15 protein-coding genes and 2 pseudogenes are annotated in these 14525 nt (G+C 69.3%); 5 read left to right on the top strand and 12 right to left on the bottom strand.

The genetic code is table 11. The features are described 5' to 3' along the window. Nucleotides 1-163: pseudogene (locus tag AC1DP1_RS13410) on the top strand (IS30 family transposase); the annotation flags it as partial. A 454-nt stretch (nucleotides 164-617) separates the two neighbouring features. On the opposite strand, the gene AC1DP1_RS13405 reads toward AC1DP1_RS13410, so the two are convergent. Together AC1DP1_RS13405 and AC1DP1_RS13400 are read right to left on the bottom strand one after the other, a co-directional pair. Further along, nucleotides 618-1652 carry a phosphatase PAP2 family protein gene (locus AC1DP1_RS13405; RefSeq protein WP_477507257.1) on the bottom strand — a complete coding sequence of 345 codons (1035 nt, stop codon included), beginning with the start codon at nucleotides 1650-1652 and terminating at the stop codon, nucleotides 618-620. A 178-nt stretch (nucleotides 1653-1830) separates the two neighbouring features. Next, the gene (locus AC1DP1_RS13400; protein WP_477507256.1) at nucleotides 1831-2049 is read right to left on the bottom strand and encodes a hypothetical protein; all 219 of its coding nucleotides are present in this window, start codon (nucleotides 2047-2049) and stop codon (nucleotides 1831-1833) included. A gap of 166 nt (nucleotides 2050-2215) precedes the next feature. On the opposite strand from AC1DP1_RS13400, the gene AC1DP1_RS13395 reads away from it, so the two are divergent. Next, nucleotides 2216-2911 (top strand): endonuclease/exonuclease/phosphatase family protein, encoded by a 696-nt coding sequence (locus AC1DP1_RS13395; protein ID WP_477507255.1) that lies wholly within the window; start codon nucleotides 2216-2218, stop codon nucleotides 2909-2911. A gap of 114 nt (nucleotides 2912-3025) precedes the next feature. Here the strand turns inward: AC1DP1_RS13395 and AC1DP1_RS13390 are convergent, their stop codons facing one another. The 7 genes from AC1DP1_RS13390 to AC1DP1_RS13360 all read right to left on the bottom strand — a co-directional run bounded on the left by AC1DP1_RS13390 (nucleotide 3026) and on the right by AC1DP1_RS13360 (nucleotide 8118). Then, the gene (locus AC1DP1_RS13390) at nucleotides 3026-3292 is read right to left on the bottom strand and encodes a hypothetical protein (protein ID WP_477507254.1); all 267 of its coding nucleotides are present in this window, start codon (nucleotides 3290-3292) and stop codon (nucleotides 3026-3028) included. Beyond that, entirely contained in the window at nucleotides 3241-3750 is a 510-nt protein-coding gene (locus AC1DP1_RS13385; RefSeq protein WP_477507253.1) for a hypothetical protein, read from the bottom strand. Before AC1DP1_RS13385 ends, AC1DP1_RS13390 begins: the two co-directional genes overlap by 52 nt. A 2-nt stretch (nucleotides 3751-3752) precedes the next feature. Beyond that, a complete protein-coding gene (locus AC1DP1_RS13380; protein WP_477507252.1) occupies nucleotides 3753-4199 on the bottom strand; it encodes a hypothetical protein in 447 nt (148 codons plus the stop codon). Between the two features lie 27 nt (nucleotides 4200-4226). Then, nucleotides 4227-5027, bottom strand: a complete 801-nt coding sequence (locus AC1DP1_RS13375; protein ID WP_477507251.1) for a COG4705 family protein — start codon at nucleotides 5025-5027, stop codon at nucleotides 4227-4229. Nucleotides 5028-5098: 71 nt separating this feature from the next. Next, nucleotides 5099-5896, bottom strand: coding sequence for an alkaline phosphatase family protein (locus AC1DP1_RS13370; RefSeq protein WP_477507250.1), 798 nt, complete (start codon nucleotides 5894-5896; stop codon nucleotides 5099-5101). A gap of 166 nt (nucleotides 5897-6062) precedes the next feature. Continuing rightward, nucleotides 6063-7385, bottom strand: a complete 1323-nt coding sequence (locus AC1DP1_RS13365; RefSeq protein ID WP_477507249.1) for a sensor histidine kinase — start codon at nucleotides 7383-7385, stop codon at nucleotides 6063-6065. 46 nt (nucleotides 7386-7431) lie between these two features. Further along, a complete protein-coding gene (locus AC1DP1_RS13360; RefSeq protein ID WP_477507248.1) occupies nucleotides 7432-8118 on the bottom strand; it encodes a response regulator transcription factor in 687 nt (228 codons plus the stop codon). Between the two features lie 132 nt (nucleotides 8119-8250). On the opposite strand from AC1DP1_RS13360, the gene AC1DP1_RS13355 reads away from it, so the two are divergent. Then, nucleotides 8251-8640: a hypothetical protein gene (locus AC1DP1_RS13355; RefSeq protein ID WP_477507247.1), complete on the top strand. Its 390-nt coding sequence runs from the start codon at nucleotides 8251-8253 to the stop codon at nucleotides 8638-8640. A 398-nt stretch (nucleotides 8641-9038) separates the two neighbouring features. Beyond that, the gene (locus tag AC1DP1_RS13350) at nucleotides 9039-10025 is read left to right on the top strand and encodes a glycosyltransferase family 2 protein (protein ID WP_477507263.1); all 987 of its coding nucleotides are present in this window, start codon (nucleotides 9039-9041) and stop codon (nucleotides 10023-10025) included. Here the strand turns inward: AC1DP1_RS13350 and AC1DP1_RS13345 are convergent. Further along, a complete protein-coding gene (locus AC1DP1_RS13345; RefSeq protein WP_477507246.1) occupies nucleotides 9994-11829 on the bottom strand; it encodes a glycosyltransferase family 39 protein in 1836 nt (611 codons plus the stop codon). The genes AC1DP1_RS13350 and AC1DP1_RS13345 overlap by 32 nt on opposite strands. Before the next feature lie 153 nt (nucleotides 11830-11982). Between AC1DP1_RS13345 and atpE the strand changes: the two genes are divergently transcribed. After that, nucleotides 11983-12186 (top strand): ATP synthase F0 subunit C, encoded by a 204-nt coding sequence (gene atpE, locus AC1DP1_RS13340; RefSeq protein ID WP_477507262.1) that lies wholly within the window; start codon nucleotides 11983-11985, stop codon nucleotides 12184-12186. Between the two features lie 132 nt (nucleotides 12187-12318). Here the strand turns inward: atpE and AC1DP1_RS13335 are convergent. After that, a pseudogene (locus tag AC1DP1_RS13335) lies at nucleotides 12319-12792 on the bottom strand (DedA family protein); the annotation flags it as partial. Then, entirely contained in the window at nucleotides 12789-14447 is a 1659-nt protein-coding gene (locus AC1DP1_RS13330) for a hypothetical protein (protein WP_477507245.1), read from the bottom strand. The pseudogene AC1DP1_RS13335 and the gene AC1DP1_RS13330, both read right to left, overlap by 4 nt. Between the last annotated feature and the right edge of the window lie 78 nt (nucleotides 14448-14525).

Raw genomic sequence — 14525 nt, 5'->3', positions numbered from 1 at the left:
CCCCAAAGGCACCGACCTATCGGTCCACAGCGCCACCGACCTGCAGACCATCGCTGACGAGCTCAACGACCGTCCCCGCAAACGCCTGGGCTACTACACACCCCGCGAACGCCTGACTACGTTGATCCAAGAAGATCTCAACCGCGTTGCAACGACTCCCTGAATCTGCCCTCTGCTGACTTCCACGGATCCTGTTCGCACATGGGATCTAGCGTGCCACCCATCGGACACCGCCGGAGAGGTCAGACTCGCCTACAAGGAGGAACTAGAGCCCGGTTGGCCACAGGTCATCTGTCCAACGCTTCGCGACCCGGGTGCGGGATGAACTGATCGAGTTGAGGCTCCACAAGAGGACCGACCGCGACTTGAACCGTGGCACGTTCATGTACCGAAAACCCAAGCGCAATTCGCCAAACCTCAGCGGAACGGATCAAGAGTGCTGGTCCACTGCGGTCCCAGTTGGCCGCGTTTCCGCAGGTCAAGGGCACAATGCGGCAGCAGCGCGCAAAAATCTCGACGGGGGAGTGACCATACGCCGGAGGCCAAGGGATCGCAGGTTCGATCCTGTCAGCCCGACCGAGAAGTAGCCCCTGACCAGCGGAAACGCTGGCCAGGGGCTACTTGCGTTTTGAGCCGGATCGCCTCGTGCCACGTCCATGTCCTGACACCCTCTCGATGTGACCGGTTCCGCGTGGCTCTGCTGGGAAGAGGTGCGGTCCGACGCCGGCGGATCGCGCCTGCTCAGGGTGCGGTCGGGCGCCGGACGGAGGGCGGCCACGGACGCCCACCGTGCGGGGCGCGAGCCACCAGGCGAGGGAGGCGATCGCCAGGCCGGCTGGGACGTCGACGGCGAAGTGCCAGCCCAGGTAGACCGTGGCCACCATGGTCCCGGCCAGGAACACGGCGAGCGCGATCGCGGTGCGACGACGCCGGTGCCACCACGCGAGCCCGAGGATCGTCGCCGTGACGCCGACGTGCAGGCTGGCGAACGCCGAGACCTGGGCGAACGCGTCGGGGGCGTGCGGGTGGGCCAGCAGGTGGTCGCGCTGCGCCAGGTAGCGAGCCTGGGTGCTCTGGATCACCATGTGCGGCAGGCCGGCGAAGTCGCCGGGCTCGGCGTGGAAGGGCCCCAACGAGGGGATCAGGTAGTAGGTCGCCGTGCCGAGGATCCAGACCCAGACGAAGGCCGCGATCCCGACCAGGGCGTCGCGCATCCGCGTGGCCAGCACCACGGCTGCCGGGAAGGAGAGGATGACCAGGGTCCCGAAGGACTCGTACCAGGCTGTCAGCACCCATGGCGCGGCGCTTTGGCCCAGGAGGTCGTGCAGCAGCACTGCCGGGCTGTGCCCGAGGAACAGCCACCGGTCCCACTCGGTCAGCATCGCGTCACGCGGGACGTTCAGGACGTCCCAGCTCTTCAGGTTGCGGTAGGTGAGGTAGGTCAGGTGGTACGCGAGCAGCGCCGTCCATGCGAGGGCGATCCTGCCTGCTGTCCACCGCTCGCGGATGGTCGTCCACACGCGCGGGAGGGTCCGGCGGCCGTCGTTGCGGAGGAGTCCGTCGAGAACGACGAGCCCGACGAAGGCAGCTGCGGTGAGGGCGATCCGGCTCGTCAGAAGGGCCCCGTTCGGGTCGCGGAACGGGATCCCCACCTGGACCGACCGGATGGTGCCAACGGCGACGAAGGCGCTGACAAGAAGCCACAGCCGTGCGGCGCTCGTCCACGTTGCAGACGCCGTCCACGTACGGGCGCTGGCTTGCTGCTGCGGCGCGCTCACGGGCTCGCGAGGTCTGTTGGCTCGGCTCCGGTCGGCAGGAGCACCGTGACCGTCATGCACAGACCATGCGCGCACCTCGGTGGAGCCGGGCGGCCGGCATCCCCGGCAGCATCCAGTCGAGCAGCACGACGTCGAAGCTGGTGTCGTACAGGAGCTGGTCGTAGGCGACGCGGCCGTTATGCACGACCTCGACCTGCCACCCCTTCTCGCCGAGCGACTCCTCGAACAGGCCGGCGAGTCGCACGTGGGCCTCTGCCACCAGGATCTCCATCGGGTGCCCCCTTCCCAAAGCTGCCAGACGTGACGGTCGCCGTACTTCACTCGGTCAACGTAGTGGTCCTGCAGGTACTGCGGCCCGTCCATCGCGCCGGCGGCGTGGGGCCCCTGGGTGTCGGGCGCCGGTGATCCCGCGTGGCCCAGCGCCCTACTGTGGCTGGGTGCTCGTCGCGACCGCGAACATCCTCGATCGTCTGGACCGCGACCGCGCGGCGGAGGCGCTCGCCTCGGTGCTCGAGCACGGCCCCGATGTCGTCGGCTTGCAGGAATGGGGCCCCACGCGTCGCCCGATCCTCCGAGCTCACGTCGCCTACACATGGGTCGCGCCGCTCTACGGCGGGAACGCGGTGGGATTCCGCCGAGAGCGCTTCGCGCTTCTTGGGCACGGTCTGAGCCTCGTCGGCCGGGTGGGCCTCGCCGATCGCGGCGCCAGACCCATCCGCATCCTGCCGCCACGTGTGACGACGCTCGTGCGTCTCCTCGAGCGAGCCACCGGCTCGGCGACGAGCGTGCTCAACTACCACCTCGTCCCTGGAGCCCAGGCGCGCGGCACCTACCGTGCCGACCGTCCCCTGCTCACCCGCCGCCATGTGAGCGAGACCCGACGCCTCGGTGCTTTGGTCACCCGGCGGCTGGCCGCCGATGACGCGGTCATTGCCATGGGCGACTCGAACTTCGACGGCTTCGCGCTTCCCGGGCTCGTGTCAGCGTGGGCCGGTCGCCGCGATGACCCGGTCGGGACGCTCGGGTCGAGCCGCAAGATCGACGACGTGTTCGGCGCGGTCCCGGCCAGTGCGGTCTCACTCGTCCGCACTGCTTCCGACCACGCTGCCGTGCTGGCCCATCGGCCGGACTGACATCAGCGGTTCCAGCGGCGTGACGGCTCGGCGGCCGGGCGCACAGGCCTCTTCAAGCCACTCGACGCCACTGCCTCGAACAGGTCAGGACCCCGCGCCGGGCTCGCGGGAGAGTCAGGCGCCCAGCGAGCCGACCGCGAACGAGACCACGACCAGCGTGACGAGGAGCGCGGCGGTGGCCTGGATGCCCATCAGGATCTTCGCCCGGCTGGTCAGGGGCATCGTGTCGGTCGGGCTGAAGGCAGAGGAGTTGGTCAAGGACACGTAGAGGTAGTCGACGAAGTTCGGGATCCATCCGCCCGACTCGCTGGACGTTCGACTGACCTCGATCACGGCGGCGGCGTTCTCGTCCTGGGAGAACCGCCAGTCAGCAGACGGCATCTTCGAGCGTTCCACGCGGCGGCGAGCAACTGGTCCACCCCGGTCCAGCTCCCAGACAGCAGACCGAAGCCAATGACGTTGGTGACCCAAATCTGCATCGCTCCCACGAGCAGATGGCTCCCACTCGACGAGCTGTGGGACAGGGTGGACACCAGCAACCCCAGCGAGCCCAGGTTGGTGAGGATCATCAGGCCCGCCAGGCCGATCGAGGCCCATCTCGACCACCGCGTCTCCCTCGTCATGCGACGAGGATTCGTCGCCACCAACGCGACAAGGAGGAGCAGCTCCACGATCGGCGTCGCCAAGCGATGGGTGAACAGCAACGAGCCTGGGAGAAGCGCGTACACCACGATGGCAACGACCACTGCGACAGCCGGCGGAAGCCTGTTCTCCCCCGACACCGAGCGCCGGCCCTCCTTCAGAGGAACCGGATCGTCGCCAACGTCCGTGTCCGACACATTTAGGGCGTGCCTGCGGTGGTTGTGTGGCCGATGACGGTGACCGGGATGCCGAGGTGTCCCAGGCGGTGCTGGAGGTCTTGGTGGAGACGGATCGTGAGCGCGTGTTCGTGGACTGCGAGCAGGATCTCGTCGATCGGTTCCGCGTGCAGGACGTGCTCCAGGGTGTCCATCGGGTCGTGCTGGACTGAGACGGAGCCGACGACGTGGCCTGCGGCGGCTCGTTCGAGCTCGGGGAGCGTGGCACGCAGGACGTGCTCGGCTGCGGCGGCCTTGTCGTGGCGTTCGGGGTGGAGGAGGTGGACCTCCGCGCGAGCGGGGTTGGGGACGACGACGCGGAACTGCGTCGGGGTCTGCGCCGTCTTGTGCCGGATCGCGTCGAGCAGCTCGGGGGTGGGTTCAGCGGTGTCGGTGACGATCAGCACGCGGCGGGGGTGGGTGTCGTTCACGGGTCTTCTCCTGGTGATCAGGTGGTGTCAGGTGGTGGGCCGGTCCTCGATGAGTCGCGGTTGTTCCTCGGTGCGGTCGACCTTGGTGATGGTGAGGTAGACCACGGTGGCGGTGATGGCGCCCAGGAAGAGCAGGGAGGTCCACAAGGTGCCGAGGCCGAGTCCGCCCTCGTCGCGGGGGGCGGAGAGGAAGTCGCCGATGTTGGCACCCAGTGGGCGGGTGAGGATGTAGGCCAGCCAGAAGGAGAGCACCGGACCCATGAGGCCGGTTCGCCATCCGATGAAGACGGCGGCGATGAGACCCGCGGGGAGCAGGATCGAGGGGCCGGGGCCCCAGCCGGTGAGCTCGAGGGTCCAGTCGCCGACGGCGGTGCCCAGGGCGAAGGTCACGAGCACGACCAGCCAGTACCAGGCCTCGCGCTGGGTCGTGTTGATCGAGTGGATCGACAGCGTGCGCTCACGGGCGTACCAGAGGCTGAAGACGACGGCGAGGAGGACGGAGAACGTCACCGAGCTGACCCACAGCGGTACGCCTCGCGCGTCGGTGAGGTTGTCGGTGAGCAAGGTGCCCACGACGCTGATCAGCACCACCGCGAGCCAGTAGATCCACGGGACGTAGCGCGCCTGTCGGAACTGGATCACCAACGCGATGACCAGGGCCGCGCCGAAGAGCAGCGTGGTGTTGGTCAGGCCGAGGCCGAGGGTCTCGTTGATGTAGTCGGCGAGGCTCTCTCCCACGGTGGTGCACAGGATCTTGATGACCCAGAACCAGAGGATGACCTCGGGGACCTTGTTCGCCAGACGGTGGGTGGCGGTGTCGGTGCTCATGCGCACCACGATGGAGCTCGCCACCTGACCGCAACCTGACTGGGTACGACGCGGACTCCGGCGCTCGGTCGTCACTGGTCGGAGCCACGGCGCTGGGGCGCCGCCGTGAGCCCGAAGGCGTGGAGCAGGGACGAGGCGCCCGCCGCCTGGTTCAGGGCGGGGCTACCGCTGACCGCCGAGAGGGAGCGCGACAGGGAGAGGTGGTTCAGTGGCTCTGTCACGACCGTGCCGTGGAGCGCGGGGTGGGCCACCACCGTCAAGACGTTGTTGCCGTGGTGCTCGTCGTCCTCGTCCGCTGTCACCACGATGGCCAGCCGACCGGACCTCCACTCGGAGCCTGCCGTCAACGACGTGACATGCCTGGCGAGCCAGGCGTCCGCCGACGCAGGCGAGCAGTCGTGGGCGTCGTGGCACAGGTCGGGGATCACCAGCGACACCGTCGGGAGTCGACCGCTATTGATCGTTGACGGCAGATCGCCGAGAGGGACGTCGTGGTGCTGGCACAGGTTGCGCTCGTCCCGGAAGTAGACCCACGGGTTGTGCCTGACCGCGTAGCGAGAACCCCTGTTGGTCGAAGCGCAGTTCTCGGCCATGCCCTCGGCGAACACCGCTGCCGTGTGGCCGGAGCTCACTGCCTGGCCGAGCACCGTGGGGCCCCGCAGGACATGCGATGCGGGGTTGCGATCATCGATCACCCCCTGCGTCGAACCGCTCGCGATCGCGAGGTAGTTGGGCAACGACGGGTGGGTCATCGCGGTGTAGCGGGTGGCGTACCCGTAGGTCCTTGCCAAGCCACGGGTGAACGGCATCTGGGCGAGCATCTGGTCCCGAGAGTGGTTCTCCACGACAAACACCACGATCTTGCTCACCTGTGTCGCGTGTTCCGTTGTCGGGGTCGGCGACGTCGCCGGCCCGGTCGCGCGCGTACCTGTCCCGCAGGCCGCAGCCAGGAGAACGACTGCGGTCACCAGGACGACCCAGGCCCCAGGTCTGCGGGGCCGGTCGGGGTGGACGTCACCTCGGTCGTTCATCGTCTCACTGCTCCAGGGCTCGATCCTGGGGGGCTTTCTGCGTACTGGCATCGGGAAGCGCCAGTACGAACCGGGCGCCGGGAGGGTCCGAGCCCGCCGACCCAGGTGTGACGAACACCGTTCCCCCATGCCGGTCGGCGATCTGCCGCGTGATCGCCAGCCCGAGACCGGATCCACCGTTCGCGCGACTGCGACTGTCGTCGAGACGGACGAACCGCTCGAAGATCCGATCCCGATCCGCAACGGGCACGCCGGGCCCGTCGTCGGTCACAGAGACCAGCACGTGTCCGCGAGCAGTGGTGGCAGTCACGCTGACTGTCCGCTGGGCATACCGCCCGGCGTTGTCGAGCAGGTTGCGGACAGCGACCTTGAGGAGGTCCGCGTCGCCCTCGACCACGAGTCCGGCCTCGATCTGCGTCGTCACACGCTGTTTCCTTGCTCGTCGTGCCTCGCCGGTGACCAGGACCGTCAGGTCGATCGGCTGCGGTTTCGTCGGCATGCGCGCGTCCCCGCGGGCGAGTGTCAACAGATCGTTGACCACAGCGGTGAGACGGTCGGTCTCCGCGAGGATCTCGTCCCTGAGCCCGTCCCGTCCGCCGGGGTGGGGACTCAGCTGGTCGGACTCGAGCAGTGCACGGATGGTGGCGACGGGGCTGCGCAGCTCGTGCGAGGCGTCGGCCACGAACTGGCGTTCCTTTCGGGTGGACCTGTCCACCCGAGCGAGGAGGTCGTTGAGGGTTGTCGCGAGCCGGGCCAGCTCGTCCTGCGTCTCCGGGACGGGGAGCCGACCCGCAAGATCTTCGGCGGTGATCGTCTCTGCGCGCCTCCGCATCGACTCCACGGGCGTGAGTGCCCGTCCGGTGGCGACCCACGTGAGGGTGCCGGTCGTCAGCAGCACGAGCATCCCGCCGATCAACAGGATCAGGCTCGTGGAGGCAGCGGCGGCGTCCACCGACTCGAGGCTCCGTGCAACCACGACGTACGACGTGCCGTCAGCGCTGCGCAGAGCGACCGCTTCGTAGCGGTCTGGTTCGTCCGGAATCGGATCGGCGATCTGATGGTGCTCGGGCTGGGATCCGGACGGCGCGGGCACGAGCGGTTCGGTGGCGTCCGCCGACCCGGCCTCGACCTGACCGGTGGTCAGGGAGACGACCTGCACGATCGACTCCTCACCTCCGAGCTCTACACCTGCTTCGTCAGGTGCGTCAGCTGCGAGGTTGCGGGCCTGGTCTTCCGCCAGCGATGCGATGCCGGCCGTGAGATCTGCTCGCTGGAGCCAGATCCCGGCGGAGCCCGCGACCAGCAGCACGGGCGCGATTGCCGCCATGGCGGCGGCCGTGGTGCGGGTCCGCAGCGACCATCGGTGCCACACGTCAGCCGCCGTCGGCGGCGAGGCGGTAGCCCGCACCCCGCACGGTCTGGATGGCGTGCAGGCCGAACGGCTGGTCGACCTTTCGCCGGAGGTAGCCCACGTACACCTCGACGGCGTTCTCGCCGGCGTCGGTCCCGTCGTGCTGTGAGTCCCAGACGTTCTGGAGGATGTCGAGCTTGGAGACGACCATGCCCCGATGCCGCATCAGGAAGTGCAGGAGGCCGTACTCGCGCGGGGTGAGCTCGATGACGACGCCGCCGCGGCATACCTGTCGCGTCGAGGGGTCCAGGCTGAGGTCGCCTGCGGTGATGATCGGTGGGCGGGCGACGCCGCCGCGGCGGATGAGAGCTCGCAGCCGGGCGACGAGGACGGGGAAGGCGAACGGCTTGACGAGGTAGTCGTCGGCGCCGAGGTCGAAGGCGTCGACCTGGTCGTACTCACCGTCCTTGGCGCTCAGCATCATCACGGGTGTCCAGACGTCGGCGGCACGCAACCCACGGCACACGTCGTAGCCGTTCAGCCGCGGAAGCATGATGTCGAGGACCACGGCGTCGTACGAGCTGCTGAGGGCCATCTCCAGTCCGGTCTGGCCGTCGGCCGCGATATCGGTGAGCAGACCCTCGGCATCGAGGCCTCGCTTGACCGCACGGGCCATGGCACCCGAGTCCTCGACCATCAGGATGCGCATGGCGGCATTCTCGCCATCTCGGGCTCACGACGGCTGTGAGTCCTCTCAGCGTCTCTCAGCCGGGTCACAGGCATGGATCGGCAGGGTGGAACACATCTGACCGACCCACCCACGAGAGCACCAGGAGATCCCATGAAGTCCACCATGTCCGGTCGGTTCCGTCGCAACGCGGCGGTCATCGCGGCCGCCTCGATCGTTGGCGCACTTGGCATCGGCGGCCTCGTCGGCGCCAACGCGGCCGACAACGACTCGTCCGGCGGCAGCTCCTCGACGACGCAGACGTCCGATGGCGACGGGGAGGTACCCGACGCGCAGGAGAACGAGGCCGACCAGAAGAACGAGGGTCCGGAGCAGAACGAGGCCGACGAGGTCGACGAGGCCAACGAGGGTCCTGAACAGGGCGAGACCGCCGACGACCAGTCCGATGGCGAGACCAATGACGACGCCACCGACACCGGTCCGGACGCCGACCCCAACGAGCCCGGGCACCAGGACGCCTCGGACACGTCCTCGGCTGAGTAGGCCTTCTCGAGCAGCACCCGGTTCAACGCGGCGCCCCGGTCAGGTCACAGGCCGGGGCGTCGTTCGTCCCCTCTCCTCCGAGCGGGGAGATGGGACCACTGGGGCCGGTGAGCGCAGCTGACACGTCGAGCACGTGGCGGACGCTAGGGGGCTCAACCTGCCATGGACCTGACTGTGGTGAGGCGCGTGGATACGGTGGGTCGCCTCATGACGCCGCACGCGTGCTGGATGAGGCAGGCTCCAGACCGATGGCTCCAGGAGCGTTCCGCACTCACCGCCACGACCGACCCGGCGCGGACGGTCAGGTGGTGGGCAGGTCCGCCGGCACATCCTGTGATCGTGGAGAAGGAACAGCGAGGACGTGCCGCGACCCTGCGACCTGAAGGAGAGGTCACGTGATGGGCCCCGATCGTCGCCCGTCCGTGGCGTACGTCCTTCCCGTGTACAACGAGGCGGAGGGCATCGAAGCGTTCCATGCCGACCTCGTCGAGGTCGCCGCCTGCCGACCGGACCTCGACGTCGAGTTCGTCTACATCGACGACGGGAGCCGCGACGACTCGCTGTCTCGACTGCTGGCTCTGCGGGAGACCGATGCACGAGTCACGGTGGTGGCCCTCGCACGCAACCACGGCCACCAGGTGGCGGTGACGGCAGGTCTCGACGCCTGTGTGGACGTCGATGCTGTCGTCGTGATGGATACCGACGGCCAGGACCCGCCGGCGGTGAGCCTGCGGATGCTGCCGCTGTGGGAGAACGGGGTGGATGTCGTCTACGGCCAGCGACGGAAGCGCCAGGACACGTGGTTCAAGAGGGCCACTGCGTCGACGTTCTACTGGCTGCTCAACCGGGTCTCGGATGTCGACATCCCGCGCGACGTCGGTGACTTCCGGCTGATGGACAGGCGGGTGGTCCGGGAGCTGGCGCGCTATCGCGAGCACGACCGGTTCCTGCGCGGGATCGTCGCCCAGATCGGCTTCCGTCAGGAGGCCGTCGTCTACGACCGCGCGGCGCGCACGACCGGGACGTCCGGTTATCCGCTTCGCGCGATGATGAGGCTCGCCGCGAGCGGACTTCTCGGGTTCTCCACCATGCCGCTCCGGATGATCAGTCGCATCGGGGTGCTGATCTCCATCGTGAGCGTGGGCCTCGCCGCCTATGCCTTCGGCGTCCGCGTCTTCGACCCGGACCAGGCCGTGCCGGGATGGGCCTTCCTGGGCGTGGGGATGTTCCTACTCAGCGGCCTCCAGCTGGTGATGATGGGCGTGATCGGCAGCTATCTCGGGCGGGTCTACGTCGAGGCCCAGGGCCGCCCCCTGTACGCCGTCGCGTCAGTGTCGAGAGGCACGCGGGAGCTCACCGAACGGCTGGAGCCGGGGCGGCGGTGACGCTCGGCTGGGCCGTGGTGTTGCTGGCCGCGTCATCGCTGAGGTCGTACATGAGGCGTCCGTCCACGCTCACGGCGCGGAATCGAGGCGCCACCCATGCCTCGATCGCCTGGGCGGCTGGCCCGTACGTCCCGCCGGGGATCAACCAGTGGATCCGGCCCGACCACGCGAGCGCCTGGAACCGCGTGAGGGTCGGGATCGGGTCTGTGCCCTTGTAGCCTCCGATGGCCATGACCGGGCGTCCCGTTGCCACCTGCCAGGCGGCGGCAGATCGCGCCCCCATCGCAGCCGCTGCCCAGGTGTAGTGCTCAGCGTCCGACACGACTGCCGTGACTGCCGACGTGCTGAGGGTTCGATAGAGGTCGGCGCCCGGGCGGACCGGGCTGGAAGCGGCCACCGGGGCGGCCTCGGGAGCGCCGTGGCCCGGCCCAGCCATCGGACCGGACCCGACGTGGGCCAGGCGTATCGTCTCGAGGACGAAGACGGCGGGTGCGAGCAGTGCGACTACCACCATCGCGACTGCCACTCCCGCCGTCAGCGGGGCGCGCGTCCTGGCATGGGCGAGCGCAGCAGTCAGGAGGCCGACAAGGAAGATCGGAGCGGCAGTCCACGCGAGGTAGGAGCCGTCCGCCCCCATCGAGGCGACAGCCAGCGTCGACGTCACGAGTGTCGTCCCGACCAGCAGCAGCTGCACGCCGCGCTGGTTGCGGCGCTTCCACGCCGTCCACGCCCCCGTGCCGAGCACCGCAGCGATCGGCGGCGCGAGCACGACGGTGTAGTAGGAATGGAAGATCCCGGCCATGACAGCGAACGTCGTGGCGTAGGTGACGAACCATGAGGTCCACATTGTCAAGCCCGCGCGGACGTCGGCCGCAACCGATCGCTCGCGGCTCGTCGTCCAGGCGAGACCACCGAGGATCACCGCTGCCGGGACGAGCCACATCACCTCGGTACCGACGTCGGTGCGACCGATCCGGTCGAGGTTGGATGACGCCAGTCCGCCGCCCGAGGAGCCGGTGATGCGCTCCACACCGTTGTAGCCCCACGCCAGCTGGACGATGGAGTTGCTCGACGAGCCGCCGATGAACGGACGTGCGACCACGGGCCACAGCGCGACGATCGCGACCCACCAACCGGCCACCGCTCCGAGCGAGATCCCCGCGATCGTGAGACTGCCGAGTCGCGACACGAGTCGACCTCGGCCGTGGACGAGGAACGTGAGTGCGAGGGCGGGCACGACGATGAGCCCTTCCAGCATCTTCGTGAGGAATCCCAGTCCGCACAGGGCTCCAGCAAGCGCGATCCAACGAGTCGACCGGTGACCGTCGAGTGATCGCAGCGTGGCGTACCCAGCGCCCACCAGCAGCAGGGTGAGCATCGCGTCCGGATTGTTGTAGCGGAACACCAGCGCGACGACCGGGGTGAGGGTGAAGGCGACGCCGGCGAGCACGGCCGGCATGACGGCCCCTGTCGAACGTCGTACACAGGCATAGAGAACCGCCACGCAAGCGACCCCCTCGACCGCCTGGGGGAGCAGGACGCTCCACGACGTGAGTCCGAACATCCGCACTGACAAGTCCATCGGCCACAGCGCGAACGGTGGCTTGTCGACGGTGACGGCGTTGGCGGCGTCGAGCGACCCGAAGAACATCGCCTTCCACGACTCGGCTCCAGCCTGTGCGGCCGCCGAGTAGTAGACGTTCGCAGTGCCTGAGACGTCCAGGTCCCATGCGAAGACGAGCGCGGAGGACAGGAGCAGCGCTGCCAGCGGGAAGCGTTCATCGTCGAAGCGAGACAGGGCCACCCACTGATGGTGGGACAGCCGGCCTGCCTCGAACCTGACTGTGTGGGGTCCGTGGAGCTGGGTCGGACCAGGCATGAGAACGTGCGCTGGATCGCGCACCGCAGCAGGCGGACCATGAAAAGAGAGAAGCCCCTACCTGAGGAGGACATTGTCATGGGCGGTTCACTCAACATGGTCGGTTACGGACTGTCAGCGATCGGGCCCGGAGTCGGCATCGGTCTCATCTTCGCTGCCTTCATCAGTGGCACGGCCCGGCAGCCTGAAGCGCAGGAGCGATTGCAGACGATCGCCATCCTCGGCTTCGTCCTGGCCGAGGCGTTGGCGATCATCGGGATCGCGCTGGCGTTCGTCCTGTAGCGCCCGCGCGGTCCGTCGCCGCCACCACCTCGCCGCCAGCGCGACGAGGAGGAGGGCTGCCAGCACTTCGCCGACCGTGCCCAGCCTGCTTGCCAGGACCCGGTACGAGGCGCCGGCCAGGTAGCCGGCGACGGCCACGGTGGTGGCCCACAAGGCACCGCCGAGGACGTTGGCGATGGTGAAGCGGGTGCGGCCGAGGCCGCTCATGCCGGCAAGGCCGGGGACCATTGCGCGCAGCGCCGCGACCCACCGGCCCAGCGCGACGGCGATGACCCCGCGCCGGGCGAGGAGGTCCAGGGCGCGCTCGAGGTCCCCCGACCGGACGAGGCGCTCGGGCAGACGCTGGAGCAGCCCCGACCCGTATTGTCGTCCCACCAGGTAGCCGACCTGGTCGCCCGCTATGGCGCCTGCCGTTGCCGCCAGGGCCACGGCCCACAGGCTCACTCGCCCCTCGTGTGCGACCACACCCCCGATGATCACGGCCGTCTCCCCGGGCACGACGAGGCCGATGAAGAGCGCAGCCTCGGCCGCCGGCAGGAGGAAGACCGCGCCGAGGAGGAGCCAGGGTGGGAGGAAGGTGAGGACCTGGAGGATCTTGTCGATCATCGTCGGCTCACAGTGCCGGGTCGCCGGAGCGTCGTGGGCGGCGCCCATCGTGTGGCGGTGAGTGCGATCGCGGCGGAGGTGCACGTGGGCGTCGGTCGTGAGACCCGGCGGCGCAGGTAGACGTGGACGCCTCCGCAGTCGGCGACCGGGTGGTAGTGCGTCCCGATCAGCCTCGCGAGCCGGCTGGTGTCGAGTCCCCAGGAGGACACATGTCGCAGGACGACCAGCCAGGTCGGGCGATGTCGCCCGGCCAGGACGGTGTGGAGGTCGGTCAGGTGCGGATCGCGCGTCCTGGTCGGGAGGCTCCACAGGTTCTCGTAGGGCGACGACATGCCGGCTGCGAGGTTGACGCGTGGGTCGCCGTACAAGGTGGTGAGCGTGTCGCCCGGCTCACCCGCGCGCGCCACAGCCGCGCCGACCGTGGCGGCCGTCGGCGTCGGTGGAACGACGAAGGTGGCCCCGAGCGCGGCCACCGCGGTCAGCCCGGCCGCGCCCACGGTCGCCACCCTGGCCACGCGGTCCGCCCGTCCGGCGAGCACACCGACGGCTACCGCGGCCGGAACGACGAGCTGCACGAGGTAGTGGCGCCAGTAGCCTCCGCCGAGAGCCGCGGACGCGAGGTCGAAGGCCATCGTGGCCACGAGCGCGACCATGACCGGCTCCCGGTGCCAGCGCCGCACGCTGGCCAGTACTGCCACCGTGATCAGGACGAGGCCACTCCGCACCCATTCCTGACCGAGCTCCAGCGCGCGCACCTCCGCGTAGCCACTGCCGCCCCCCTCGGCCACGACGTGCGCGGCCTGCACGCGGAACGCGTACATGGCCTGCCAGGTGTCCGCGAGTGACGTGCCGTGGAGCACCGCCCACCCACCGACGATCGTCGCCGCGGCCGCAGCGCCGACCGTGAAGCCACCCACCACGGCCGAGGTCCGGACGGACCGATGGCCGCCCGGTCTCGGGGCGTGGACTGCCAGGACCGCCGAGAGGACCGCCGCGAAGACGAAGACGTCCACGATGTTCTGCTTGACCAGGACGGCGCCCGTCGCGGCCATCCCCGCAGCGGCGGCACGCCACGCCGCAGCTGCCGTGCGAGGTGCGCCGACGACTCCGACGAGCGCCCAGACACCGAGGGCTACGAACGGCGCGGCAAGCAGCTCGCCGTTGACCTCCTGGGCGCCGAGCTGCGGAGCCACGAGCAGCGCCGCCGCGATGACGGCACTCCACCGGGCGGCCGCGCGCCCGCCGACCATCCGGGCAGTGGCCGCCCAGGCCAGGACGGTGACCGCAACAGCCGCGCATCCGAGCAGACGCAGCGGCACGATGCCGCCCGCGGCGGCCGCGAGCTGGTAGATCCCGATCAGCAGCGGTGGCCGGTCGACCCAGTATCGGCCGTACAGGGAGCCGCCCCCGGGCGACCACTGGCCGGCGACCTGCAGGAACCCGGCCTCGTCCGGGGCGGCGGGTGCGTGCAAGAAGGGGACCCGGAGAATCAGCGCGACGACCAGGGCGACCCACTCGACCGGGAGGACGGGAAAGCGCCTGGCTGCGACTGCTGGGGCATGGACGGTGTCCCGCCCATCGCGGTCCATCACCGGGAGAGCGCCGGCGGCGGCGCCGATGCTGCCCGACACCGCGATCACGTCCCCGGTGGTCATGGTGCAACTGTCGGACTCACCACCTGCAAGCCACCTGACCGTCCCCAGCCGCTCCTGTCAGGTCGCGTGCAGGTCCAG

The organism is Nocardioides sp. P4_G10 (assembly GCF_056401175.1).
Note: the sequence above shows the minus strand (reverse complement) of the source record. Positions and strands in the feature narration are given on the sequence as shown.

Coding starts and splice junctions, on each gene's coding strand:
- AC1DP1_RS13400 (WP_477507256.1), bottom strand. CDS start 2,049: ATGGAGATCCTGGTGGCAGAGGCCCACGTGCGACTCGCCGGCCTGTTC.
- AC1DP1_RS13390 (WP_477507254.1), bottom strand. CDS start 3,292: ATGCCGTCTGCTGACTGGCGGTTCTCCCAGGACGAGAACGCCGCCGCC.
- AC1DP1_RS13375 (WP_477507251.1), bottom strand. CDS start 5,027: ATGAGCACCGACACCGCCACCCACCGTCTGGCGAACAAGGTCCCCGAG.
- AC1DP1_RS13365 (WP_477507249.1), bottom strand. CDS start 7,385: ATGGCGGCAATCGCGCCCGTGCTGCTGGTCGCGGGCTCCGCCGGGATC.
- AC1DP1_RS13360 (WP_477507248.1), bottom strand. CDS start 8,118: ATGCGCATCCTGATGGTCGAGGACTCGGGTGCCATGGCCCGTGCGGTC.
- AC1DP1_RS13355 (WP_477507247.1), top strand. CDS start 8,251: ATGAAGTCCACCATGTCCGGTCGGTTCCGTCGCAACGCGGCGGTCATC.
- AC1DP1_RS13350 (WP_477507263.1), top strand. CDS start 9,039: ATGGGCCCCGATCGTCGCCCGTCCGTGGCGTACGTCCTTCCCGTGTAC.
- atpE (WP_477507262.1), top strand. CDS start 11,983: ATGGGCGGTTCACTCAACATGGTCGGTTACGGACTGTCAGCGATCGGG.
- AC1DP1_RS13330 (WP_477507245.1), bottom strand. CDS start 14,447: ATGACCACCGGGGACGTGATCGCGGTGTCGGGCAGCATCGGCGCCGCC.